The sequence below is a fragment of the Geodermatophilus sp. DSM 45219 genome (assembly GCF_900104025.1).
Classification (GTDB): Bacteria; Actinomycetota; Actinomycetes; order Mycobacteriales; family Geodermatophilaceae; genus Geodermatophilus.
Genome location: NZ_FNIQ01000007.1, coordinates 156893 through 180988 on the forward strand (window position 1 = coordinate 156893; position 24096 = coordinate 180988).

The following is a 24096-nucleotide window of genomic DNA, read 5'->3' on the forward strand; positions in this document are numbered from 1 at the left end:
CGATGCTCACTCGTGCGTCGCTCTCACGTTCACGCTCGCACGCACGCGCTCGAACAGCTCGCCCACCGGGACGGGGTGCTGCTCGCCGGTGCGCATGTCCTTGAGCTGGCCGACGCCCTCGGCCAGGTCCCGCTCGCCGACGACGACGACGTGCGAGGCGCCCGACCGGTCGGCGGCCTTCATCGCGCCCTTGAGCCCGCGCCCGCCGTAGACGGTGTCCGCCGAGACGCCGGCCGAGCGGAGCTGCCCGACCAGGCGGACCGCCAGCCGCCTGGCCTCCTCGCCCAGCGGCACGACGAAGGCCTGCACGCCGGTCACGGTGCCGACGTCGAGGCCCTCGGCCTGCACCGCCAGCAGCGTCCGGTCCACGCCGACGGCGTAGCCGATGCCCGAGACGTCCGGCCCGCCGAGCGCCGCGGACAGCCCGTCGTAGCGCCCACCGCCGCCGATCGCCGACTGCGCGCCCAGCCCGTGGTGCACGAACTCGAACGTCGTCTTCGTGTAGTAGTCCAGCCCGCGCACCAGCCGCGGCGCCTCGGTCCAGGGAACGCCCAGGTCGGTCAGGTGCTGGCGGACGGCGTCGTAGTGCGCCCTCGTGGAGTCCGAGAGGTGGTCGACCATCAGCGGGGCGTCGTCCAGCTGCGCCTGCACCTCGGGCCGCTTGTCGTCGAGGACGCGCAGCGGGTTGATCGCCGCGCGCCGCCGGGTGTCCTCGTCGAGGTCCAGCTTCTCCAGGTACGCCACCAGCAGCTCGCGGTACTGCGGCCGGCAGGTGGCGTCGCCGAGCGAGGTCAGCAGCAGCTCGAAGTCGGTGAGCCCGAGGTCGCGGAAGCCCTGCACGCCCAGTGCCACCACCTCGGCGTCCAGCGCCGGGTCGTCGACGCCGAGGGCCTCCATGTCGACCTGGGTGAAGTGCCGGTAGCGCCCGGCCTGCGGACGCTCGTAGCGGAACGCCGAGCCGACCGTCCACAGCTTCACCGGCAGCGCGCCGGTGTGCAGCCGGTGCTCGATGAACGCCCGCACCAGCCCGGCGGTGAGCTCCGGGCGCAGGGTCAGCGAGCGGCCGCCGCGGTCGTCGAAGGTGTACATCTCCTTCGTCACGACGTCGGTGGACTCCCCCACCCCGCGGGAGAAGACGGCGGTCTCCTCGAACACCGGCGTCTCGACGTAGCCGTAGCCCGCCCGCCGCAGCGGCGCGGTCAGCGTCTCGCGGACGGCGAGGAAGCGCTCGGACTCCGGCGGCAGCGTGTCGAACGTGCCCTTCGGCGCGGTCAGGCCGCTCACAGCCCCCGGCCCCTCGGAGCGCCCGCGGCCTCGGCCAGGTAGGGGTTGGTCGCCCGCTCCCGGCCGATCGTCGTCGCCGCGCCGTGCCCGGGCAGCACCACCGTCTCGTCGTCCAGCGGCAGGACGACGTCGCGCAGCGACCGCAGCATCGCCTCCCACGACCCGCCGGGCAGGTCGACCCGGCCCACCGAGCCGGCGAACAGCACGTCGCCGGCCAGCAGCCCCGGGGCCTCGCCCAGGTCCAGGGAGAACACCACCGACCCCTGGGTGTGCCCGGGGGCGTGGCGGACGGTCAGCTCGACGCCGGCGAGCGAGAGCACCGCGCCGTCGTCCAGGGGCTTCACGTCGGTGGGGTCGGGCAGCCGCACGCCGGTGACCAGCGGGGCCAGCTGCGGGCCGTGCCACGTCGCCGGGTCGGACAGCATCCCGTTGTCGGCCGGGTGCAGGTACGCGGGGATGTCGTAGCCGTCGCAGACCGGCAGCACCGAGAAGGTGTGGTCGAGGTGGCCGTGGGTGAGCACGACGGCGACCGGCTTCAGCCCGTCCTCGGCCAGCATCCGGGCCAGCGGCTCGACGGCGTCCATGCCGGGGTCGACCACCACGCACTCCTGCCCGGGCCCCGGGGCGACGGCGTAGCAGTTGGTGCCGAACGCGCCGGCGGGGAACGAGCGGATGAGCACCCGTGCAGGTTACGCGGGGGCCCCGCGCCGCTCCGGACGTCTCCGTTCCCAGGGAACGGTCAGGCGGACGACCTAGACTCGGCGCTTCGACCAGCGGGGTGCGGGCGCACACACGGACGTCCCCCCGCAGCCGTCCGTCCCGAGGAGTACCGACCCGTGCCGAGCAACAAGCAGCGGCGGGAGGCCGCCCAGCGGCGCCTGCAGCGCCAGCTGGAACGCCGCGCCGAGCTGGCGCGCAAGCGCCGTCGCAACCTCCTGATCGGCGTCACCGCCGCCGCGGTGGTGCTCGTCGTCGGCGCCGTCCTGCTGATCACCGGCATCGGGGGCGACGACACCGACGCCGCGGCGCAGCCCGCCCCGGCCAGTCCCACGCCGGCCGCGGTCGACGGCGCCGACGGCACCTGCGACTGGACGCCGGCCGACACCGCGGCCAACCCGGACCTGCAGGCCGACACCGGCACCCCTCCGGTCGAGGTGACCCCCACCGGCACCACCGAGGTGGACATCGCGACCAACGTCGGCCCCATCGGGCTGACGCTGGACAACGCCGACGCCCCGTGCGCGGTGGCGAGCATGGTGTACCTGGCCGGCCAGGGCTACTACGACGACACGGTCTGCCACCGCCAGACCGACTCCGAGGGCCTGAAGGTGCTGCAGTGCGGCGACCCCAGCGGCAGCGGCGCCGGCGGTCCGGCCTACGAGTTCCCCACCCAGGTCGCCGGCGACGAGACCTATCCGCGGGGCACCGTGGCGATGGCGAACAGCGGGCAGGGCTTCGACGGCAGCCAGTTCTTCCTCGTCTACGGCGACAGCCAGCTGCCGCCGTCCTACACGGTGCTCGGCACCATCGACGAGGCCGGCCTGGCCACCCTGGACACGATCGCGGCCAACGGCAACGACGCCAGCAACGGCCCGAACGACGGGGCGCCCACCCAGGAGGTCCGGATCGAGTCCCTCGCGGTCGCCGCGTGAGGCTGCGCGCCGCGGCCGGCCTGACCGGCCTCCTGCTGGCCCTGTCCGCCTGCGGCGGGGACTCCGCCGCAGGCGCCGGGCCGGACGGCGGCGGCTCCGGCTCCGGGGACGGCGGGACGGCCGCGTCCGGGGAGACCACCTGCGAGTGGGGCGAGGGCGCCTCGGCCAACCCCTACCTCACCGAGGTGGCCCCGCCCGACGACGTCGTCCCCGCCGCCGGCACCGCCGAGCTGGCGATGGTGACCAACCTCGGCGAGCTCACGCTGTCCCTCGACCGGTCGGCCACGCCCTGCGCGGCGGCCAGCCTGGTGCACCTGGCCGAGCTGGGCTTCTTCGACGACACCCCCTGCCACCGCCAGGTCGACAGCGAGGGGCTGCAGGTGCTGCAGTGCGGCGACCCGACCGGCACCGGCGCGGGCGGCCCCACCTACACCTCCCCCACCGAGGTGACCGGTGAGGAGACCTACCCGCGCGGCACGGTCGCGATGGCCAACAGCGGGCAGGGCTTCGACGGCAGCCAGTTCTTCCTCGTCTTCGGCGACAGCCGGCTGCCGCCGGACTACACCGTCGTCGGCACGATCGACGAGCCCGGGCTGGCGGTCCTCGACGTCGTGGCGGCCAACGGCAACGACGGCTCGCTGGACCCCAGCCCCGGGGGCGGCGCCCCGAACGTCGAGGTGGTCATCGAGTCGATGACGGTCGCCGGGTGACCTCGCCGGACGGCGACCGGTACGCCGGCTTCCCGCCCGGGTTCTTCGAGCGGGCCGACGACCTGCCCGACGCGGTGTTCTACGCGCCGCCCCGGCTGGTCACCCACATCGACGACGCCGCCATCGCCGCGGTGGGCCGGCTGTACGCGGCGCTCGGCATCGACGGGTCCGCGCCCGGGCCGCGGCGGGTGCTGGACCTGATGTCGTCGTGGGTGTCGCACTTCGCCACCCCGCCGGCCGAGCTGGTCGTGCTCGGCATGAACGCCGACGAGCTGGCGGCCAACCCGGCGGCCACCGAGCGGCTGGTGCACGACCTGAACGCCGACCCGCGGATCCCGCTCCCCGACGCCGACGTCGACGCCGTGGTGTGCTGCGTGTCGATCGACTACCTGACCCGGCCGATCGAGGTGCTCGCCGACGCCGGCCGGGTGCTGCGGCCGGGCGGGACGTTGGCGGTCACGTACTCGAACCGCTGCTTCCCCACCAAGGCCGTCCGCGGCTGGCTGGCCACCGACGACGAGCAGCACGGCGTGGTCGTCGCCGAGCTGGTCCGCCGGGCGGGGGCCTTCGGCGAGCCGCGGGTCGAGCTGCGGACGCCCCCGGGCGTCGGCGACCCGCTGTACGCGGTCACCGCCACCCGGCTGGGGTGACTCCCGCGCGCGGAAGGCACCGGGGAGTCAACCCGCCGCGCCCAGCCGGTCCAGCAGCGCCGCCCTGATCGCCGGACGCGAGCCGAACACGAGCAGGAACACCGCCTCGCGCGCGGTCCGCTCCGCGACCGAGCCGGTCCGGACGGCGGCGCTGCCCGTGGCCGCCACGAGCGCTCCGGACGCACGGTGCGCCAGCGCGGCAGCAGCGGCCCGGGCGGCGGGCAGGCCGACCGGCCCGGCGGTGTCCAGCCCGGCGCGGACGGCGGCCAGCTCGGCGTCGAGCGGCGACGGACCGAGCAGCCGGGTGCAGCGCAGGGCGACCCCGAGGGCCAGCGAGCCGTTCAGCCGCAGCCCGGCGGCGTCCCCGGCCAGCAGCTCCGCGTGCGGCACCCGCTGGACGACGCGCTCGGCGGCCACGCGGTGGTCTCTCACCCTGAGCTCGACGGTGAGGCTGGCGGCCACGGCCGTCATCGGCTGCGGGGCGGCGGTCAGCGTCGGGACGTCGCCGGTGTCGGCCAGCAGGAACACGACGTCGTCCCCGTCCCGCGCGGCGACCAGGAGCAGGTCGGCCAGCCCCCACCCGGTGACCCACGGGACGACGCCGTCGAGCACCAGGTCACCGCCGTCGGGGTGCACCCGCAGCGCGGGCGGACCGGGACGCAGCGCGGCCTGCAGCGCCACGCCGGCGCGCAGCCGACCGCGGCAGAGGTCGCCGAGGAACGAAGCACGGAGCCGGGGTGGGCCGGCCGCCGCCAACCGGGCGACGGCGCCGAGGTGTTGCAGCCACACGAACGCGGTCGCCAGGTCGCCCGCGGCGAGCTCCTCGACCACCGCGGTGACGGTGGCGGGGTCCGCGGCCAGGCCCCCGGCGTCCGCCGGTCCGGTCAGCCCGTGGAGGCCGTCGGCGGCGAGCCGGTCCAGGTGCGAGCGGGGCACCGCGCCTGCGGCCTCCACCGCTGCAGCCGCCGGCGCGAGCAGCTCGGTGGCCAGCTGACGGGCGCGGGCGACGACGTCGGTCACCCCGGCAGCCCCGCCGGGCTCACGCGGTGACGCGCTCGACGTCGAAGACGCCCTCCACGTTGCGCACCGTCTGCAGCACCGCGCCCAGGTGCGCCGGGTCGGCCAGCTCGAAGGTGAACCGGCTGATCGCCACCCGGTCGCGGCTGGTCTGCACCGACGCCGACAGGATGTTCACCCGCTCGTCGGCCAGCGCCTTGGTGACGTCGGACAGCAGCCGGTGCCGGTCGAGCGCCTCGACCTGGATGGCCACCAGGAACACCGATCCCGGCTGCGACGCCCACTCGACCTCGACCAGCCGCTCCGGCTTGCGCTCGAGGTCGGCGGCGTTGGTGCAGTCGGTGCGGTGCACGCTGACCCCACCGCCGCGGGTCACGAACCCGAGGACGGAGTCACCGGGCACCGGCGTGCAGCACTTGGCGAGCTTGGCCCAGACGTCGGTCATGCCGTGGACGACGATGCCCGGGTCGCCGCCGGAGGAGCGCCGGTGCGCCGGGCGCCGCATCGGGATGGTCGTCTCGGCGATGTCCTCGACCGCGCCCTCGGTCCCGCCCAGGGCCGCGATCAGCTTCTCGACGATCGACGAGGCGGAGATCTGGCTCTCCCCCACCGCGGCGTAGAGCGCCGTGACGTCGGCGTAGCGCAGGTCCTTGGCCAGGGTGCCGAGCGCGTCGCCGCCGAGCAGCCGCTGCAGCGGCAGGCCGGCCTTGCGCATCGCCCGGGTCAGCGCCTCCTTGCCGGCCTCGACGGCGTCCTCGCGGCGCTCCTTGGTGAACCACTGGCGGATCTTGGTCCGGGCGCGGGAGGACCCGACGAACGCCAGCCAGTCCTGCGACGGGCCGGCGGTCGGCGACTTGGAGGTGAAGATCTCGACGACGTCGCCGTTGCCCAGCTTGCTGTCCAGGGAGACCAGCGTGCCGTTGACGCGGGCGCCGATGCAGCGGTGGCCGACCTCGGTGTGCACCGCGTAGGCGAAGTCGACCGGCGTGGCGTTGCCCGGCAGGCTCACGACGTCGCCCTTGGGCGTGAAGACGAAGACCTCCTGCGGACCGAGGTCGTAGCGCAGCGTCTCCAGGAACTCGCCGGGCTCCTGCGCCTCGCGCTGCCAGTCCAGCAGCTGGCGCAGCCACAGCATGTCGTCGGGCGAACCGGTCTTGGCCCCGCGGCCCTCGCCGGCGGGCCGCCCGCCGGACTTGGCCTTCTCCTTGTACTTCCAGTGCGCGGCGATGCCGTACTCGGCGGTGCGGTGCATGTCGTGCGTGCGGATCTGCAGCTCGACCGGCTTGCCCTGCGGGCCGATCACCGTGGTGTGCAGCGACTGGTACATGTTGAACTTCGGCATCGCGACGAAGTCCTTGAAGCGGCCCGGCACCGGCTGCCAGTGCGCGTGCATGATGCCCAGCGCCGCGTAGCAGTCGCGCACCGAGTCGACCAGGATGCGGATCCCGACCAGGTCCCAGATGTCGGTGAAGTCGCGGCCGCGGACGATCATCTTCTGGTAGATCGAGTAGTAGTGCTTGGGCCGGCCGGTGACGACGGCCTCGATCCCGGCGGCCTTGAGCTGCTCGGTGACCGCGGCGGTGACCTCGGCCAGGTAGGTGTCCCGCGACGGCGCCCGCTCGGCCACCAGGCGCACGATCTCGTCGTAGCGCTTGGGGTACAGCGTGGCGAACGCCAGGTCCTCCAGCTCCCACTTGATGGTGTTCATGCCCAGCCGGTGGGCCAGCGGGGCGAGGATCTCCAGCGTCTCGCGCGCCTTCTTCTCCTGCTTCTCCGGCGGGAGGAAGCGCAGCGTGCGCATGTTGTGCAGCCGGTCGGCCAGCTTGATGACCAGCACCCGGGGGTCGCGGGCCATCGCGACGATCATCTTGCGGATCGTCTCGGCCTGGGCGGCGTCGCCGAGTTTGACCCGGTCGATCTTGGTGACGCCGTCCACCAGGTGCGCCACCTCGGGGCCGAACGCCTCGGTGATGGACTCCAGCGTCTGCCCGGTGTCCTCCACCGTGTCGTGCAGCAGCGCCGCGACGAGCGTCGTGGTGTCCATGCCCAGCCCGGCCAGCACGGTGGCGACCGCCAGCGGGTGGGTGATGTACGGGTCGCCGCTCTTGCGCTTCTGCGTGGCGTGCGCCGCCTCCGCGACGTCGTACGCGCGCTGCAGCAGCGCCAGGTCGGCCTTGGGGTGGCTCTGCCGGTGCAGCACGGCCAGCGGCTCCAGGACCGGGCGCACCACGGTGCTGCGCTGACCGGCGACGATGCGCCGGGCCAGCCGGTCGCGCACCCGCCGCCGGGGCACGCCCTGCGGGTCCTGCTCGTTCGGGGGCTCGGCCCCCACGTCGTCGGGACGGCGGACCAGCGGCCGGCTCGGCAGCGGCGGACGCTCGGCCCCGTCGGGGGTGCCGGGCCCTGCGGGCAGAGCCGGCGCAGCGTCCCCTGCCGGCAGAGCCGGCGCGTCGGGCCGCGTGGCAGCCACGTTGGTGGCGGCGTCGGGGCCCATGGTGACTCCTGCCCAGAGGTGGGTCGGTGACCCTCCCCATGCTAGACGGGAACGCCCTGTTCGCGACGCGTGGCGCGGGGTCGTCTCCCGCTCAGGTGGTCCACAGCGCGTGCACGGTGTGCGGGGCCAGCCGCTGCCGGCCGCCGAGGCCGGCCAGCTCGATGACCACCGACACGGCGACGACCACCCCGCCCAGCGCCTCGACCAGCGACACGCTGGCGGCCAGCGTGCCCCCGGTGGCCAGCACGTCGTCGACGACCAGCACCCGCTGCCCGGGCGTGATGGAGTCGGTGTGCACCTCGAGGGTCGCGGTGCCGTACTCCAGCGCGTAGTCCGCCGAGAGCCGCTCGCGGGGCAGCTTGCCGGCCTTGCGCACCGGGACGACGCCGACCCCCACCTCCAGCGCGACCGCGGCGGCCAGCAGGAAGCCGCGGGCCTCCACGCCGACCACCACGTCGAACCCGGGGCCGCTGCTGCCCGGCGCGGCCAGCGCGGCGGCCCGGGGGTCCACCATGGCCGGCGCGGCCAGCCCCTCGACCACCCGGCGGAAGGCCGGCCCGTCGGCGAACACCGGCGTCAGGTCGCGGAAGACCACCCCCGGCTCCGGGAAGTCCGGGATGTCGACGGCCAGCGAGGCGATCAGCCCGTCGAGCGGGGTGCTGCCCGTGGCGGTCACCGGCGCTTCCGGCCGCCGGCGCGGCGGCCCGGCTGCTGCGGGCGGGCTCCCGCTCGCGGCGCGGCGGTCGCCCCGCTGCGGGACGGCGGCGGCGTCCCCCCGGCGTCGGGGCGCACCGACTCGGGCGACTCGACGACGACGTCGGCCTGCACCGGTCCGAGGTCGGCCTCGCGCTCGGCCAGCGCCACCCCGGCACCGGACCGTGCCGCGCCGGCGGAGCGGCGGGCGCTGGCCACCGGGCCGGCGACGGGCGCCCGGTCCGAACCCTGGCGCGCCTGCGACGAGCGGCGGGCCTGCACCCGGCGGCGCAGCGCCTGCACCTCCGGCTCGCGCTCCTTGAGGTCGGCCACGATCGGCGTCGCCAGGAAGATCGAGGAGTAGGCGCCGGCGGCCAGGCCGACGAACAGCACCAGGGCGAGGTCCTTGAGCGTGCCGACGCCCAGCAGCCCGGCGCCCACGAAGAGCAGGCCGGCCACCGGGAGCAGGGCGATCACCGAGGTGTTGATCGAGCGCATCAGCGTCTGGTTGACCGCGAGGTTGGCCGCCTCGCCCCAGGTCATGCGGGCCGACTTGTCCAGGTCGCGGACGTTCTCGTCGACCTTGTCGAACACGACGACGGTGTCGTAGAGCGAGAAGCCCAGGATGGTGAGGAAGCCGATCACGGTCGAGGGACTGACCTCGAAGCCGATGAGCGCGTAGACCCCGGCGGTGACGACGATGTCGTGCAGCAGCGCCGCGATCGCGCCGATCGCCATCTTGGGCTGGAAGCGCACCGCGAGGAACGCCACGACCGCCACCAGGAAGACCGCGAGGGCGACCAGCGCCTGGCGGGTGATGTCCTGGCCCCACTCGGGGCTGACCGACTCGGGGCTGACCTGTGCGGGCTCGACGCCGGCCGCGGCCGCGACCGCGTCGACGACCGCGCGCTCGGTGTCGTTGTCCAGCTCGCCGGTGCGCAGCAGCAGCGTGTTGCCGCCGACCACCTGCGCGGAGGCGACCTCGGCGCCGGCGTCCTCCGCGGCCTCCTGCACCTGCTCGAGCTGTTCGGTGCCGCCCGGCAGCCGCAGGCTGTTGCCGCCGGCGAAGTCGATGCCGAAGTTGAAGCCCCGGAACACCATCGCGGCGATGCAGAGAAGCAGCACCACGGCGGTGACCCGGTAGATCAGCCGGCTGCGGCCGACGACGTCCAGCCCCGCCTCGCCGTTGTAGAGCCGGTGGGCCAGCGACCCCCGGTGCGGCGGCCGCCGGGGACCGGTCTCGCCCTCGCGGGGCAGGCCGGCGTCGGCCAGCGCGACGTCGTCGGCGGCCGCGGCGGCGTCGTCGGCGGCCGATCCGGCAGCCGCCGCCTCGTCGGCGTCGGTGCCCACGGGCAGCTCGTCGGCGTCCCGCCGGTCCATGGGGCCGGTCATGCGTCGCTCCTGTCCTGGGCGGTGCGGCCGGTGCCGGCGGTGACGAGCTCGCGCGCGGCAGCGGGACGGCGGCCGGCGGCCGCGCGGGGGCGGTCGAGGCTGCCGCCCAACCCCGAGAAGCGGCTGCTGCCGAAGGTCCGGAAGCGGGCCAGCACCGCCATCAGCGGGTGGGTGAAGAGGAAGACGACGACCAGGTCGAGCACCGTCGACATGCCCAGGGTGAAGGCGAAGCCCTTCACGTCCCCGATGGCGAGCACGTAGAGGATCGCGGCGGCCAGGAAGCTGACCGCGTCCGCCGAGAGGATGGTGCGCCGGGCGCGGACCCACGCGCGGGGCACCGCCGAGCGCAGCGTGCGGCCCTCGCGGACCTCGTCCTTGAGCCGCTCGAAGTAGACGACGAACGAGTCCGCCGTGATGCCGAGCGACACGATGAACCCGGCGATGCCGGCCAGGCTGAGGGTGAAGCCGATCTGGCGGCCCAGCACGACCAGCACGCCGTAGACGACGACGGCCGACAGCACGAGGCTGGCGATCATCACCAGGCCCAGCAGCCGGTAGTAGAGCAGCGCGTAGACGAACACCAGGGCGATGCCGATGGCGCCGGCGATCAGGCCGGCCCGCAGCTGCTCGGCGCCGAGTTCGGTGGAGATCGACTGGGCGGTGGCCTGGGTGAAGGTCAGCGGCAGCGCGCCGTAGCGCAGCTGGTTGGCCAGCTCCTCGGCGCCCTCCTGGTCGAACTGACCGGTGATCGTCGTCGGGTTGCTGGTGATCGCGCCCTGGATGGTCGGCGCGGAGATGACCCGGCCGTCGAGGGTGAAGGCGACGTTGGAGCCCACGTTGGCCGCGGTGTACCCGGCCCAGACCGCCTCGGCCTCGTTGTTGAAGTCGAGCAGCACCACCCACTCGCCGGTGGCCTGCTGGGTGCCCGCGCTGGCGTCGGTGACCTGGGTGCCCTCGATGATCGCCGGGCCGAGCAGGTACTTGGCCGTCCCGTCCTCGCTGCACGCGGCGACGAAGCTGTCCGGCCGGTCCACCTCGGGCGCGGTGTCCTCGGGGTCGCAGGTCAGCGCGGCGTACTCGGCCGCGGCCTCCTCCTGGGTCACCGGCGGGGCGTCGGGGTCGGGGATCGCGGGGTCCGCGGCGGCGCCGTCGCTCGCTGCGGCCGGCTCGCTGGGCGCGGCCGGCTCCGCGGCCGGGTCGGACGGCGCCGCCGTCCCACCTGCGGCGGGGGCCTCGGCGGCGGGGGTCTCGGCCGCGGGGGTCTCGGCGGCCGGCGCCTCCTCGGCCGCCGGGGCGGCCGGCTCGGGTCCCTGGACGACCGGCCGGAAGCGCAGCTGCGCCGTCGCGCCGAGCTCGCGGGCCTGCTCGCCGTCGTCGCCCGGGACGGAGATGACGATGTTGTCGTCGCCCTCGGTGACCACCTCGGCCTCGGCGACGCCGAGGCCGTTCACCCGCTGCTCGATGATCTGACGGGCGAGCTCGAGCTCGGCGGGGTCGGGCGCCTGGCCGTCGGGGGTGGCGGCGGTGAGGGTGACCGTCGTCCCGCCGCGCAGGTCGAGACCGAGCTGCGGCGTGCGGGTGTCGCCGGTGAAGAAGACGAGGCCGTACAGGACGGCGACGACGAGGAGGAACGCGCCGAAGTACGAGCGCGCGCGGAGCGGGCGTTGGGCCACGGGACGGCTCCGGATCAGCGGGTGCGGTCGGCCGGACCGCCGTCCGCGGTGCCGTTCGCGTCGTCACCGAGGACCGGGCCGTCGGCGGGGTCGGCGACGGCCGGCTTGCGCACCTCGAGGACCGCCTGGCGGGCGAAGGTGACGACCACGCCGGGGGCGACCTCCAGGTCGACGGTGCCCTCGCCGAGCGCGGCGACCGTGCCGTGCAGGCCCGCGGTCGTCATGACCGGGGTGCCGGGGGTCAGCGACTCCTGCAGCACCCGCTGCCGCTCCTGGATCTTCTTGCGCTGCCGCGCCGGGACCACGATCAGCAGCACGAAGGCCAGGACCAGGACGATGAGCGGGAACAACTCCACGACAGATGTGCCTCTCTACCGCGCCGTGCGGGCCGCGGTGGGTGCGGCCCGGGACGGGACCGCTCGGGTGCGTCGGCTGTGGCGCGGGGCTCCCCGGGCGTCCGAGTGGGGACGCGCGCGGGTGAGCCGGACGAGTTGCGCGCCAGCGCTCCGCAGTCTAGGCGTCGAACAACGTCTCTGACGACGACCCCGGGGCCGGTGGGTCGGCTGTGACCCGACCGAGGGGGACGCCGCCGCGCGGCACCGGCTGGCCGAGGTGGTGCCACGCCGCCTCGGTGGCCACCCGGCCACGCGGGGTGCGGGCGAGCAGGCCGGCCCGCACGAGGAACGGCTCGCACACCTCCTCCACGGTGTGCGGCTCCTCCCCCACGGCCACCGCCAGGGTCGCCACGCCGACCGGTCCACCGGCGAAGCGCATGACCAGCGCCTCCAGCACCGCGCGGTCCAGCCGGTCCAGGCCCAGGTGGTCGACGTCGTAGAGCGCCAGGGCCGCCTCGGCGACCGCGCGGGTCACCCGGCCGTCGGCGCGCACCTCGGCGTAGTCGCGCACCCGGCGCAGCAGCCGGTTGGCGATCCGGGGGGTGCCCCGCGACCGGCCGGCGATCTCCGCCGACCCGTCGGCGGTCAGCTCGACGCCCAGCAGCGCGGCGCTGCGGGCCAGCACCCGCTCGAGCTCGGCCGGCTCGTAGAACTCCATCTGCCCGACGAAGCCGAACCGGTCGCGCAGCGGCCCGGTGAGCAGCCCGGCGCGGGTGGTCGCCCCGACCAGCGTGAACGGGTTGATCTCCAGCGGGATCGCGGTGGCGCCGGGCCCCTTGCCGACGACGACGTCGACCCGGAAGTCCTCCATCGCCATGTAGAGCAGTTCCTCGGCCGGGCGGGCGATCCGGTGGATCTCGTCGATGAACAGGACGTCGCCGGGCGCGAGGTTGGACAGCATCGCCGCCAGGTCGCCGGAGCGCTCGATCGCCGGGCCGCTGGTGATCTTCACCGCCGTCCCGAGCTCGGAGCCGATGATCAGCGCGAGGCTGGTCTTCCCCAGCCCGGGCGGGCCGGAGAGCAGCACGTGGTCCGGCGGGCGGCCGCGCCGCTTGGCGCCCTCGAGGACGAGCTCCAGCTGGCGGGCCACCTTGGGCTGGCCGATGAAGTCGGTCAGCGAGTGCGGCCGCAGCGCCGACTCGACGACCCGCTCCTCGTCACCGGCCTGCGGGTCGACCGCCGCGTCGGCGAACCGGCCGGGCCCCGCGTCGGCGGCCGGGAGGCCCCGGTCGAAAGGCGAGCTCACGACCGGCCCAGCAGCCGCAGGGCCTGCCGCAGCAGGACGGCGACCTCGACCGATCCGGTCACGGCGACCTGCTCGTCGGCGATCGGGGACAGCTGGACGATCGCCGCGTCGGCCTCCTTGGTCGTCCAGCCCAGGCCGACCAGCGCCGAGGTCAGCTGGTCGCGCCACGGCGCCACCGGGGTGACCGCGGGCAGGCCGGCGGGTGCGGCGCCGCCGTCCAGCTGCGTGTCGGTGCTGGTGACGCCCAGCCGGTCGCGCAGCTCCAGGATCAGCCGCTCGGCGCCCTTCTTGCCGATGCCGGGGACCTGCATGAGCGCCTTGACGTCGGCCATCGACACGGCCCGGCGCACCTCGCGCGGCGGGTGGATGGCGAGCACCGCCTGGGCCAGCCGCGGGCCCACGCCGTTGGCCGTCTGCAGCAGCTCGAACAGCTGCCGCTCGTCGTCGTCGGCGAAGCCGTAGAGGGTGAGCGAGTCCTCCCGCACCACGAGGCTGGTCGCCAGGCGGGCGCTCTCCCCGACCTGGAGCCGCGCGATGGTGCCCGGGGTGCACTGCACCGACAGGCCGATCCCGCCGACCTCGACCACGGCGCCGTCCGGCGACACCGCGGCCACCCGGCCGTTCACCGAGGCGATCACCGGGACACCCCCTGCCAGCGCGGCAGCGTGGTGGACCGCACGGGGGCGCCGATCCCCCCGGCCAGCGCGGCGACCCGCAGCCGCTGCTGGGCGGGACCGCGCCAGACGTGGCAGACCGCGAGCGCCAGCGCGTCGGCGGCGTCGGCCGGCTTGGGCGGGGACGCCAGCCCCAGCACCCGGGTGACCATCAGGGTGACCTGCTCCTTGTCCGCGCGGCCGCTGCCGGAGATGGCGGCCTTGACCTCGCTGGGGGTGTGCCAGGCGACCGGCCGGTCGGCCTGGGCCGCGGCCAGCGCGGCCACGCCCGCGGCCTGCGCCGTCCCCGTGGCCGTGCCCTTGTTGTTCTGGGTGAACACCCGCTCGATCGCGACCACGTCCGGGCGGTGCTCGCGCAGCAGCGCGGTGACCCCCGTGTGCAGCTCGAGCAGCCGCAGCTCCAGGTCCAGCTCCGCCGCGGTGCGCACCACACCGACGCCGACCGCGGTCGGCCGTGCGCCGGGGCGCCCGTCGACCACCCCCCACCCGCACCGGGTCAGGCCCGGGTCGATGCCGAGCACCCGCATGGCGGCGCCTCCTACCGTGAGCCGAACTGGTGTTCGACCCACGGTAGCCGCCGGCGCCGACGGCCCGAGGCCGACACGCCTCCGGGGTGCCTTCCGCGCGCGACAGGCACCCGGAGTCGCCTCAGCCCACCTTCTCGAGCACCTCGTCGGAGACGTCGTAGTTCGCGTACACGTTCTGCACGTCGTCGCAGTCCTCGAGCGCGTCGATCAGCCGGAAGACCTTGCCCGCGGCCTCCTCGTCGAGCTCCACCGAGACGCTGGGCACGAACCCGGCCTCGGCCGAGTCGTAGTCGATGCCGGCGTCCTGCAGCGCGGTGCGCACGGCCACCAGGTCGGTCGGCTCGCACACCACCTCGAGGGTGTCGCCGAGGTCGCGCACCTCCTCGGCACCGGCGTCCAGGACCGCCATGAGCACGGTGTCCTCGTCGACCGTGTCGGTCGTCGGCACCACGATCACGCCCTTGCGGGAGAACAGGTAGGAGACCGAGCCGGGGTCGGCCATCGACCCGCCGTTGCGGGTCATGGCGGTGCGCACCTCCATGGCCGACCGGTTCTTGTTGTCGGTGAGGCACTCGATGAGCACGGCGACCCCGCCGGCCGCGTAGCCCTCGTAGGTGATGCCCTGGTAGTCGACGCCGCCGGCCTCGGCGCCGGAGCCGCGCTTGACCGCGCGGTCGATGTTGTCGTTGGGCACCGAGCTCTTCTTCGCCTTCTGGATGGCGTCGAACAGCGTCGGGTTGCCCGCCGGGTCGCCGCCGCCGGTGCGGGCGGCGACCTCGATGTTCTTGATCAGCTTGGCGAAGAGCTTGCCGCGCTTGGCGTCGATCCCGGCCTTCTTGTGCTTCGTCGTCGCCCACTTGGAATGGCCGCTCACGACAGACCCCTCTCCTTCCCGGCATCCGCGCCGGCCTGCTGGGCCTGGTGACGGCGGACGATCTCCACGAACAGCGCGTGCACCCGGCGGTCCCCGGTCAGTTCGGGGTGGAAGCTGGTGGCCACCAGGTTCCCCTGGCGCACCGCGACGATCCTACCGTCGGCGGCTCCCCCCACGACCCGGCCGAGGACCTGCACGCCCTCTCCCGCCTGCTCCACCCACGGCGCGCGGATGAAGACGGCGTGCACCGGGCCGCCCGGCACGCCGTCGACCTCCACCTGGCCCTCGAAGGAGTCCACCTGCCGGCCGAACGCGTTGCGGCGCACGGTCACGTCCAGCCCGCCGACGGTGACCTGGTCGGGCGGGGCGTCCAGCAGCCGGTCGGCCAGCATGATCATCCCGGCGCAGGAGCCGAGGACCGGCAGCCCGCCGGCCACGGCCTCGCGCAGCGGCTCGAGCAGCCCGAACCGGGCGGCCAGCTTGCCCATGGTCGTCGACTCCCCGCCCGGGACGACGAGGGCGTCGACCGCGGCCAGCTCCTCGGGACGGCGCACGGTCACCGCCTCGACGCCGAGCGCGGGCAGCGTCGCGAGGTGCTCGCGGACGTCGCCCTGCAGGGCCAGCACACCGATGACGGGGGTCCGGGACACGAGGGACCAGGCTACGACCCCGCAGCGCGCCGCGAGCTCCAGGTCAGCAGCCCCTCCAGCGGGCCGCGCCCCAGCCGCAGCCGCCAGACCGTGGCCAGCAGCAGCGCGGTGAGGGTGAACCGCACCCAGCGTCCCCAGTCGTCGGAGGACTCGACCTCGAGCACCCGGATGGCGACGATCTGCGCGGTGTACACCGACAGCGCCAGGGCGCCCACCGACGCCAGCGGGTGGAGCAGCCGCGGCAGCAGGTCGGCAGCCACCAGGCACAGCCCGATGACGGCCACCGCGACCCCGCCGGAGCCGACCACCTCGAACGTCGTCGAGCTGTGCGGCTCGGCCCCGGCGAACCAGGCCGGGTCCCACTGCCCCGCGGCGCCGAAACCGGTCTCGATGCCGGCGAGCTCCTGCCCCGGGGCCAGCTGCCGGGCGCTCAGCCAGCCGCCGAGGTGGCCCAGCACCGCGGCGGCGCCGCCCCCGCCGACCAGGCCGGCGCGCACCCGGGCGGCCCGCAGGTCGAGGCGGCCCACCGCCAGCCCGACCAGCACGAAGGCCAGCCAGACCGCCGCCGGGTAGTAGCCGGTGAACAGCAGGAAGGTGAAGGCGTTGCCGTCCTCGTCCCGGGCGGTGGCGTACTGCCCCACCCAGAGGGTGAGCGGCGGCCCGGCCAGCGCGACGACGCCGGCGGTGAGCAGCAGCCGGCCCGGCGACCAGCGCAGGAACGGCAGCGCGAGCACGAACAGCACCGCGTAGACGCCGAGGATGATCGCCACGAAGGTGTCGAGCAGCTCCAGGACGCCGCCGATCGCGAACACCCACGCCGCGCGGACCAGGATGCGGGTGCGCGCCCGGGCCAGCTCCGTACCCGTGGCCGGCGTCCGGCCGCCGGACAGCAGCGCGATGGAGACCCCGGCCAGCGTGGCGAACAGGATCGACGAGCGGCCGTCGACCAGCGCCCGCCAGGTGGCCGGGTCCCAGCCGAGCCGGCCGGTGTCGCCCAGGTGGGCGCCGAACATGCCCAGGACGGCGAGGCCGCGGGCGACGTCGAGACCGCCGATCCGCCGTCCGGCCGCGGTGTCCCGCTCCGGACCGGCGAGGCGCTCGACGTCGTCCCGCTGCGCCGTCACGGGGTCACCAGCCGCGGGTGGCGTACCGCTCGCTCTCGGGCAGCGTGGCCACGTTGATGCCGACCATCGGCTCGCCCAGCCCGCGGGAGACCTTGGCGATCACGTCCGGGTCGTCGTGGAAGGTGGTCGCCTGCACGATGGCCGCGGCCCGCTGCGCGGGGTCGCCGGACTTGAAGATGCCCGAGCCGACGAACACGCCCTCGGCGCCCAGCTGCATCATCATCGCGGCGTCCGCGGGGGTGGCGATGCCGCCGGCGGTGAACAGCACGACCGGCAGCTTGCCCAGCCGGGCCACCTCGGCGACCAGGGCGTGCGGGGCCCGCAGCTCCTTGGCCGCGACGAACAGCTCGGTCTCGTCGAGGGTGCCCAGCCGGCGGATGCCGGCGCGGATGGCGCGCATGTGCCGCACGGCCTCGACGACGTTGCCGGTGCCGGCCTCGCCCTTGGAGCGGATCATCGCCGCGCCCTCGGCGATCCGCCGCAGCGCCTCGCCCAGGTCGGTGGCGCCGCAGACGAACGGCACGGTGAACGCGCTCTTGGCGATGTGGTGCGCCTCGTCGGCCGGGGTGAGCACCTCGGACTCGTCGACGTAGTCCACACCGAGGCTCTGCAGGACCTGCGCCTCGACGAAGTGCCCGATGCGGGCCTTGGCCATGACCGGGATGGAGACCGCCTCGACGATGCCCTGGACCATGTCCGGGTCGCTCATCCGCGCGATCCCGCCCTGGGCGCGGATGTCGGCGGGCACCCGCTCGAGGGCCATGACGGCGACCGCGCCGGCGTCCTCGGCGATCTTCGCCTGCTCGGGGGTGACGACGTCCATGATGACGCCGCCCTTCAGCTGTTCGGCCATGCCGCGCTTGACGGCCTCCGTCCCGGTGATGCGGGTGCCGGTGGTGCCGGGTTCGGTCGCGCTGTGCTCTGCCACGGGGACTGCCTCGGTCTCGGACGTCGGGGAGGGGCCCCTCGATGCTACGGGCGGGCCCGGCCACCCCCGGCGGCGCTGCTGGTGACCTCCCGCAGGTCGTCCTCGATGTCGAAGAACCGCGGCAGCGGCCGGGAGGCGTGCAGCCGCAGCAGGCCGGGCAGCCGCCGGGTGCGCAGCGCGGCGGTGTCGCGGACGGCGTCGTTGTAGAAGCGCCGGGCCAGGCCGATCCGGGTGGCGGTGCCCTCGAGGTCGGCACGCAGCGCCGCGGGCACGCCGGGCAGGTCACCGGGGAGCTCGCGCAGGGCCCGCCCGAGCGCGTTCTCCGCCAGCTCGCGGTCGCCGGCGCGGGGGTCCCGGACCTCGCGCACGACCGCGGCCAGCCGGGCCGCCCGCTCCTCCCCCACCCCGCCGGCGTGGTCGCGGGCGAGCTCGGCGGCCAGCGCCGCACGGCGCCGCAGCTGGGTGTCCAGCGCGGTCCAGGCCCGGTCGACGCGGGCCTCCAGGCGGCTCAGCCGGGCGAGCGTCCAGGCCACCCAGGCGGCCAGGAGCAGGACGACGACCGCGGCCGTGAGCAGCAGCCAGGCGTCGGGGGTCACGACGGGTCAGGCTAGTGCTGCACCCACCCTCTCGGGGCCGACCGGGTCGGTGCGTCCTCCGGGCCGGTGACCGGGTCCGCCTGCCGGGTGTCGTCGTCCGGGGCGGTGACCGTGCCGCTGCCGGGCAGCACGACGGTCTCGTAGACGGCGAGCACGCGGCGGGCCACCACCGACCAGTCGTACCCGGCCGCGACGCGGCGCCCGGTGGCCGAGAGCCGCTCGCGGCGGGCGGGGTCGCCGAGCAGGTCGGACAGCGCCCGGGCCAGGGCGCGGGCGTCGCCGCGGCGCACCAGCACGCCGGCGTCGCCGTCCTCCAGCACCGTGGCGAACGCGTCGAGGTCGCTCGCGACGACGGGCGCCCCGGCGGCCAGGGCCTCGATGAGCACGATGCCGAAGGACTCGCCCAGCAGGTTGGGCGCGCAGTACACGTCCACCGACCGCAGGAACGCGCCCTTCTCCACCTCGGTGAGCTCCCCGAGCAGGGACACGTGCGGCCGCAGGTCCGCCCCGATCAGCTCGTCGACGGCGTCGGGGTCGCCGCGGCCGGCGATCAGCAGCTGGGCGCCGGGGTGCTCCCGGACGACGGCGCGCATCGCCTCCAGCAGCACCGGCAGGCCCTTGCGCGGCTCGTCGTAGCGGCCGAGGAAGCCGACCGTCGGCCCGTCGACGCCGCGGGTGCGCCCGGGCAGCGAGGGTCCGTCCGCGAAAGCCCCGACGTGCACGCCGTTGGGGATGATCACCGCGTCGCCGCCGAGGTGCTCCACCTGCACCCGGCGGGCGAAGTCCGAGACGGCGATGCGCCCGCTGATGCGCTCCAGCCAGGGCCGGGCCCAGGGGCCGAGGGCGGCCAGCCACTTCGAGCGCGTGGTGGCCGCGTGGAAGGTGGCCACGATCGGCCCGCGGGCGACCATGCAGACCAGGAAGGACACCGACGGCGAGGCCGGCTCGTGCACGTGGACGACGTCGAAGTGCCCGTCGCGCAGCCAGCGGTGGACCCGGGCGGCCGCCACCGGCCCCAGCTGGAGGCTGGCCATCGAGCCGTTGTACGGGACCGGCACGGTGCGCCCCGCCCAGGTCGTGAACTCCGCGGGCAGCGACTCCTCCCGCTCGGCCGGGGTGAGCACCTCGACGTGGTGCCCCATCCCGCGCAGCGTCTCGGCGAGGTCGCGCACGTGGAACTGCACCCCACCGGGCACGTCCCACTGGTAGGGGCAGACCAGCCCGATGCGCATCAGCCGCGCACCACCGGGTCGGGCGGGACGTCGGCCCAGACGCGGCCGAGCTGGTGCCAGTCCTCGGGGTGCTCGGCGATGCCCCGGGTGAAGGCGTCGGCCACCCCCTGCATCGCGGCGCCGACCCGCTCGCGCAGCCGGCCGGGCCCGGCGACGGCGACCTCCGGGTGGACGACGTGCCGCCAGCCGTGCTCGGTGAAGTGCGACACCGCCGGGTGCAGCGCGGCGCCGGTCTGCTCGGCCAGCACCGCGGGCCCGCCGGGCATGGTCGCCGTCCGGCCGAAGAACTGCACCGGCACCCCGCCGGTCCCGAGGTCGCGGTCGACCAGCAGGCAGACGGTGCCGCCGCCGTCCAGCCACTCACGGAGCACCGCCGAGCCCGGCCGCGGCCCGCCGGTGAGCGGGACGATCCGCATGCCGAGGGTCTCGCGGTAGGCGACGAAGCGGCGGTACAGCGACTCCGGGCGCAGCCGCTCGGCCACCGTCGTGAAGGGCCCGCCCAGCCAGTCGACCAGCCAGACGCCGGCGGCGTCCCAGTTGCCGCTGTGCGGGAGCGCCACGATCAGCCCGCGGTCGTCGGCCCGCGCCTTCTCCAGGTGCTCGCGGCCCGCCATCTCGGTGCCGGCCAGGACCCGCTGCACACCCAGCCGGGGCAGCCGGAACGCCTCCTGCCAGTAGCGGGCGTAGGAGCGCACGGCCCGCGTGGTCAGCTCGTCGAGCGCGTCGTCGTCCAGCCGGCCGCCGGTGGCGACGCGGAGGTTGGCGCGCAATTGCCGCACGCCCCGGCCACCGCGGCCGGCGGCCCACCGGCCGCCCACGTCGAAGGCGGCCCGGGCGACCGGCTCCGGCAGCGCCTTGACCGCGCTCCAGCCGGCGGCGTAGCCGAGGTCGGTCAGCCGGGCCGCGGCCCGGGCGCGTGCACCGGGCACGCCGGTCACGGCACCCGGCCTTGGGACGGCGGCGAGGTGGGCGACGGCGGGGCGGGTGGGGTCAACAGGGCCCGGCCGCGGGCCTGCCGGCGGACGGCGACGAACCGCTGGGCCACGGTGACCGCGCTGCCCACCGTCAGCAGCCACAGCGCGACGTGCAGGGCGAACGGGATGCCCAGGCCGGTGAACCCGGTGCCGACCAGCACCAGGATCAGCCGCTCCGGGCGCTCCACGATCCCGACGTCGCAGGACAGGCCCATGCCCTCGGCGCGGGCCTTGACGTAGGAGGTCAGCACCCCGAGCACCAGGCACAGCAGCGCCAGCAGCACGATCAGCCGGTCGTCGCCCGCGCCGGAGAACCACCAGACCAGCGCGCCGAAGATGGCGGCGTCGGCCGCGCGGTCGCCGGTCGAGTCGAGGACCGCGCCGAACACCGAGCCGCCGCCGCGGGCCCGGGCCAGGGCGCCGTCGAGCATGTCGAGCAGCACGAAGACGGTGACGGTGAAGGCTCCCCAGAACAGCTGCCCGGTGGCGATCAGCCCGACCGAGCCGCCGACGGCCCCCAGCGTGCCGACGAGGGTCACCGCGTCGGGGGTGACCCCCGCCTTCGCCAGCCGGGCCACCACCGGGGCCCAGAACCGGCCCACCGCGGCGCGCGCGTTGGCCCCGAGCACCTCAGGTCCCCGGTGCGGGCCGGCCGTCGGGCCAGTGCTGCGCCAGCAGCGCCCGCGTGTCGCTCAGCACCTGCGGCAGCACCCGGGTCAGCCCGATGACCGGCATGAAGTTGGTGTCCCCGCCCCACCGCGGCACGGCGTGCTGGTGCAGGTGGTCGGCGATGCCGGCCCCGGCGACCGACCCCTGGTTCATGCCGATGTTGAACCCGTGCGCGCCGGACACCGCGCGCACGACCCGCATCGCCGTCTGGGTGTACTCGCCGAGCTCGGCGACCTCCGCGGCCGTGAGGTCGGTGTAGTCGGGCACGTGCCGGTAGGGCACCAGCATCAGGTGCCCGGCGTTGTACGGGTACAGGTTGAGGACGGCGTACACGTGCGCGCCGCGCGCGACGACCAGCCCCTCCTCGTCGTCCATCTGCGGGATCAGACAGAACGGGCAGTCGTGGCTACCCGTCGGCTTCCCCTCGCCGCGGATGTAGGCCATCCGGTACGGCGTCCACAGGTGCTCGAAGACCGTCGCCGGGCCGCCGTCGTCACTGGAGACGGCGACCCGGAAGGCCTCCTGCGACTCGGTGCTCATCCGGCCACCAGCGCCTCGGCGGTCGGGTCGGTGTTCGCCCGGCCGGCCACCCAGTCCGCGATCGCGGCCACCGCCTGCTCCACGGGCACCCCGTTGTGCTGGCTGCCGTCGCGGAACCGGAAGGAGACCGCGCCGGCCTCGGCGTCGGTCGCCCCGGCGATGAGCACGAAGGGCACCTTCTGCTTGCTGGCGGTGCGGATCTTCTTCTGCATCCGGTCGTCGGAGTCGTCGACCTCCACCCGGATGCCCTTCCCGCGCAGCCGCAGCGCGACGTCGGCCAGGTAGGGCACCTGCTCGTCGGTGACCGGGATGCCGACGACCTGCACCGGGGCCAGCCACGCCGGGAAGGCGCCGGCGTAGTGCTCGGTGAGGACGCCGAAGAACCGCTCGATCGAGCCGAACTTCGCCGAGTGGATCATCACCGGCTGCTCCCGGCCGCCGTCGGCGGAGGTGTACTCCAGACCGAAACCGGCCGGCTGGTTGAAGTCGTACTGGATGGTCGACATCTGCCAGGTCCGGCCGATGGCGTCGCGGGCCTGCACCGAGATCTTCGGGCCGTAGAACGCGGCGCCACCCGGGTCGGGCACCAGCTCCAGGCCGGTGTCCTTGGCCGCCTCCTCCAGCACCGCCGTGGCGACCGCCCACTCCTCGTCGGAGCCGATGAACTTGTCCTGCTTGGCCGGGTCGTCGCCCTTCGTCGACAGCTCCAGGTAGTAGTCGTCGAGCCCGAAGTCGCGCAGCAGCCCGAGCACGAAGGACAGCAGGTGCCGCACCTCCCCCGGCGCCTGCTCGGAGGTGACGTAGCTGTGCGAGTCGTCCTGGGTGAGCCCGCGCACCCGGGTGAGGCCGTGCACGACGCCGGACTTCTCGTACCGGTACACCGAGCCGAACTCGAAGAAGCGCAGCGGCAGCTCGCGGTAGGACCGCCCGCGCGACCGGAAGATCAGGTTGTGCATCGGGCAGTTCATGGCCTTGAGGTAGTACTGCGCGTTCTCCAGCTCCATCGGCGGGAACATGGTGTCGGCGTAGTACGGCAGGTGGCCGGACAGCTCGAAGACGTGCGCCTTGGTGATGTGCGGGGTGCCGACGTAGTCGAAGCCCTCCTCGATGTGCCGGCGGCGGACGTAGTCCTCCATCTCCCGCTTGACCACGCCGCCCTTGGGGTGGAACACGGCCAGGCCGGAGCCGATCTCGTCGGGGAAGCTGAACAGGTCGAGCTCCGCGCCGAGACGCCGGTGGTCGCGGCGCTCGGCCTCGGCGAGCTGCTCGAGGTGGGCCTTGTGCGCGTCCTTGCTCTCCCACGCGGTGCCGTAGATCCGCTGCAGCTGCGGGTTCTTCTCGCTGCCGCGCCAGTAGGCGGCCGCCGACCGGGTGAGGCTGAAGGCGGGGATGCCGCTGGTCCGAGGCAGGTGCGGGCCGCGGCACAGGTCGGTCCAGACCCGGTCGCCGGTGCGGGCGTCGAGGTTGTCGTACATGGTCAGCTGCGCGCCGCCGACCTCGACCGACGCGCCCTCGGCCGCCTCACCGGCGCCGCCCTTGAGCCCGATGAGCTCCAGCTTGTACGGCTCGTGCGCGAGCTCGACCTGCGCGTCGGCGTCGCTGATCTCGCGCCGGGCGAAGTGCTGCCCGGCACGCACGATCTCGGTCATCTTCTTCTCGAGGGCCGCCAGGTCCTCGGGCGTGAACGGCCGCTCGGGGTCGAAGTCGTAGTAGAAGCCGTTCTCCACCGGCGGGCCGATGCCCAGCCGGGTGCCGGGGAAGAGCTCCTGCACCGCCTGGGCCAGGACGTGCGCCGTCGAGTGGCGGATCACCGCCCGCCCCTCGGGGCTGGCGGCGGGCACCGGCTCCACCTCGGCGTCGCCCTCGGGGGCCCAGGCGAGGTCCTTGAGTTCACCGGTCGCCAGGTCCCGGACGACGACCGCGCCGCCGGGGCCCTTGAGCGGGACGCCCGCCTCCTTGAGCGCCTCCTGCGCCGTCGTCCCGGCCGGCACCCGGATCGGGGCGGGGGCGGCGGAGGTGGGCGCGGCTGACACGGGAGCTCCTGCGGGGTCGACGACCTGACCCCCCGAGACTAGTGCGCGAGCCGCGTCACCTCGGGGCGC

24 protein-coding genes are annotated in these 24096 nt (G+C 75.0%); 3 read left to right on the top strand and 21 right to left on the bottom strand.

Annotated elements, in window-relative coordinates; all coding sequences use genetic code 11:
• Positions 1–6: 6 nt before the first annotated feature.
• Both hisS and BLR12_RS21025 read right to left on the bottom strand, forming a co-directional pair.
• Positions 7–1284, bottom strand: coding sequence for a histidine--tRNA ligase (gene hisS / locus BLR12_RS21020; RefSeq protein WP_091382195.1), 1278 nt, complete (start codon positions 1282–1284; stop codon positions 7–9).
• The gene (locus BLR12_RS21025; protein ID WP_091382197.1) at positions 1281–1964 is read right to left on the bottom strand and encodes an MBL fold metallo-hydrolase; all 684 of its coding nucleotides are present in this window, start codon (positions 1962–1964) and stop codon (positions 1281–1283) included. Before BLR12_RS21025 ends, hisS begins: the two co-directional genes overlap by 4 nt.
• A gap of 156 nt (positions 1965–2120) precedes the next feature.
• Between BLR12_RS21025 and BLR12_RS21030 the strand changes: the two genes are divergently transcribed.
• From BLR12_RS21030 to BLR12_RS21040, 3 genes are read left to right on the top strand one after another with little or no spacing between them, the layout of a single operon-like run.
• Positions 2121–2936: a peptidylprolyl isomerase gene (locus BLR12_RS21030; protein WP_091382198.1), complete on the top strand. Its 816-nt coding sequence runs from the start codon at positions 2121–2123 to the stop codon at positions 2934–2936.
• Positions 2933–3646, top strand: coding sequence for a peptidylprolyl isomerase (locus BLR12_RS21035; RefSeq protein WP_091382200.1), 714 nt, complete (start codon positions 2933–2935; stop codon positions 3644–3646). Before BLR12_RS21030 ends, BLR12_RS21035 begins: the two co-directional genes overlap by 4 nt.
• A complete protein-coding gene (locus tag BLR12_RS21040) occupies positions 3643–4296 on the top strand; it encodes a class I SAM-dependent methyltransferase (RefSeq protein WP_091382201.1) in 654 nt (217 codons plus the stop codon). Before BLR12_RS21035 ends, BLR12_RS21040 begins: the two co-directional genes overlap by 4 nt.
• Before the next feature lie 27 nt (positions 4297–4323).
• On the opposite strand, the gene BLR12_RS21045 is transcribed toward BLR12_RS21040, so the two are convergent.
• The 19 genes from BLR12_RS21045 to thrS form a co-directional block, all read right to left on the bottom strand.
• On the bottom strand, positions 4324–5316 hold the full coding sequence (locus tag BLR12_RS21045; protein ID WP_091382203.1) for an acyl-CoA dehydrogenase family protein: 993 nt from the start codon (positions 5314–5316) through the stop codon (positions 4324–4326).
• A 19-nt stretch (positions 5317–5335) separates the two neighbouring features.
• Entirely contained in the window at positions 5336–7807 is a 2472-nt protein-coding gene (locus BLR12_RS21050) for a RelA/SpoT family protein (protein ID WP_091382204.1), read from the bottom strand.
• A 91-nt stretch (positions 7808–7898) separates the two neighbouring features.
• Positions 7899–8483 carry an adenine phosphoribosyltransferase gene (locus tag BLR12_RS21055; RefSeq protein WP_091382206.1) on the bottom strand — a complete coding sequence of 195 codons (585 nt, stop codon included), beginning with the start codon at positions 8481–8483 and terminating at the stop codon, positions 7899–7901.
• A complete protein-coding gene (gene secF, locus BLR12_RS21060; RefSeq protein WP_255363680.1) occupies positions 8480–9892 on the bottom strand; it encodes a protein translocase subunit SecF in 1413 nt (470 codons plus the stop codon). The genes BLR12_RS21055 and secF overlap by 4 nt, the downstream gene beginning before the upstream one ends.
• Positions 9889–11565 carry a protein translocase subunit SecD gene (gene secD / locus BLR12_RS21065; RefSeq protein WP_091382207.1) on the bottom strand — a complete coding sequence of 559 codons (1677 nt, stop codon included), beginning with the start codon at positions 11563–11565 and terminating at the stop codon, positions 9889–9891. Before secD ends, secF begins: the two co-directional genes overlap by 4 nt.
• A gap of 14 nt (positions 11566–11579) precedes the next feature.
• The gene (gene yajC / locus BLR12_RS21070) at positions 11580–11921 is read right to left on the bottom strand and encodes a preprotein translocase subunit YajC (protein WP_091382209.1); all 342 of its coding nucleotides are present in this window, start codon (positions 11919–11921) and stop codon (positions 11580–11582) included.
• Between the two features lie 157 nt (positions 11922–12078).
• The gene (ruvB, locus tag BLR12_RS21075) at positions 12079–13206 is read right to left on the bottom strand and encodes a Holliday junction branch migration DNA helicase RuvB (protein WP_091382210.1); all 1128 of its coding nucleotides are present in this window, start codon (positions 13204–13206) and stop codon (positions 12079–12081) included.
• Entirely contained in the window at positions 13203–13844 is a 642-nt protein-coding gene (gene ruvA, locus BLR12_RS21080) for a Holliday junction branch migration protein RuvA (RefSeq protein WP_091382212.1), read from the bottom strand. Before ruvA ends, ruvB begins: the two co-directional genes overlap by 4 nt.
• On the bottom strand, positions 13841–14407 hold the full coding sequence (ruvC, locus tag BLR12_RS21085; RefSeq protein WP_091382213.1) for a crossover junction endodeoxyribonuclease RuvC: 567 nt from the start codon (positions 14405–14407) through the stop codon (positions 13841–13843). The genes ruvA and ruvC overlap by 4 nt, the downstream gene beginning before the upstream one ends.
• A gap of 121 nt (positions 14408–14528) precedes the next feature.
• Positions 14529–15281 carry a YebC/PmpR family DNA-binding transcriptional regulator gene (locus tag BLR12_RS21090; protein WP_091382215.1) on the bottom strand — a complete coding sequence of 251 codons (753 nt, stop codon included), beginning with the start codon at positions 15279–15281 and terminating at the stop codon, positions 14529–14531.
• Positions 15278–15931, bottom strand: coding sequence for a pyridoxal 5'-phosphate synthase glutaminase subunit PdxT (pdxT, locus tag BLR12_RS21095; protein WP_091382216.1), 654 nt, complete (start codon positions 15929–15931; stop codon positions 15278–15280). Before pdxT ends, BLR12_RS21090 begins: the two co-directional genes overlap by 4 nt.
• An 11-nt stretch (positions 15932–15942) precedes the next feature.
• Positions 15943–17055 (bottom strand): heparan-alpha-glucosaminide N-acetyltransferase domain-containing protein, encoded by a 1113-nt coding sequence (locus BLR12_RS21100; RefSeq protein ID WP_091382218.1) that lies wholly within the window; start codon positions 17053–17055, stop codon positions 15943–15945.
• Positions 17056–17059: 4 nt separating this feature from the next.
• Complete coding sequence (gene pdxS, locus BLR12_RS21105) at positions 17060–17938, bottom strand: pyridoxal 5'-phosphate synthase lyase subunit PdxS (RefSeq protein WP_255363690.1); 879 nt, start codon at positions 17936–17938, stop codon at positions 17060–17062.
• A gap of 89 nt (positions 17939–18027) precedes the next feature.
• The gene (locus BLR12_RS21110) at positions 18028–18579 is read right to left on the bottom strand and encodes a LemA family protein (protein WP_091382221.1); all 552 of its coding nucleotides are present in this window, start codon (positions 18577–18579) and stop codon (positions 18028–18030) included.
• 11 nt (positions 18580–18590) lie between these two features.
• A complete protein-coding gene (locus tag BLR12_RS21115) occupies positions 18591–19811 on the bottom strand; it encodes a glycosyltransferase family 4 protein (RefSeq protein ID WP_091382222.1) in 1221 nt (406 codons plus the stop codon).
• The gene (locus tag BLR12_RS21120) at positions 19811–20740 is read right to left on the bottom strand and encodes a phosphatidylinositol mannoside acyltransferase (RefSeq protein ID WP_255363681.1); all 930 of its coding nucleotides are present in this window, start codon (positions 20738–20740) and stop codon (positions 19811–19813) included. Before BLR12_RS21120 ends, BLR12_RS21115 begins: the two co-directional genes overlap by 1 nt.
• Positions 20741–20745: 5 nt before the next feature.
• A complete protein-coding gene (gene pgsA, locus BLR12_RS21125; protein ID WP_091382225.1) occupies positions 20746–21414 on the bottom strand; it encodes a phosphatidylinositol phosphate synthase in 669 nt (222 codons plus the stop codon).
• Between the two features lies 1 nt (position 21415).
• Entirely contained in the window at positions 21416–21994 is a 579-nt protein-coding gene (locus BLR12_RS21130) for an HIT family protein (protein WP_176832620.1), read from the bottom strand.
• A complete protein-coding gene (gene thrS, locus BLR12_RS21135) occupies positions 21991–24027 on the bottom strand; it encodes a threonine--tRNA ligase (protein WP_091382226.1) in 2037 nt (678 codons plus the stop codon). The genes BLR12_RS21130 and thrS overlap by 4 nt, the downstream gene beginning before the upstream one ends.
• Positions 24028–24096: the final 69 nt, after the last annotated feature.

What these genes read in the sequence shown, in the direction of transcription:
- secF (WP_255363680.1), bottom strand. Translation starts at nt 9,892, where the DNA reads ATGACCGGCCCCATGGACCGGCGGGACGCCGACGAGCTGCCCGTGGGC.
- BLR12_RS21050 (WP_091382204.1), bottom strand. Translation starts at nt 7,807, where the DNA reads ATGGGCCCCGACGCCGCCACCAACGTGGCTGCCACGCGGCCCGACGCG.
- ruvC (WP_091382213.1), bottom strand. Translation starts at nt 14,407, where the DNA reads ATGCGGGTGCTCGGCATCGACCCGGGCCTGACCCGGTGCGGGTGGGGG.
- BLR12_RS21130 (WP_176832620.1), bottom strand. Translation starts at nt 21,994, where the DNA reads ATGAGCACCGAGTCGCAGGAGGCCTTCCGGGTCGCCGTCTCCAGTGAC.
- BLR12_RS21115 (WP_091382222.1), bottom strand. Translation starts at nt 19,811, where the DNA reads ATGCGCATCGGGCTGGTCTGCCCCTACCAGTGGGACGTGCCCGGTGGG.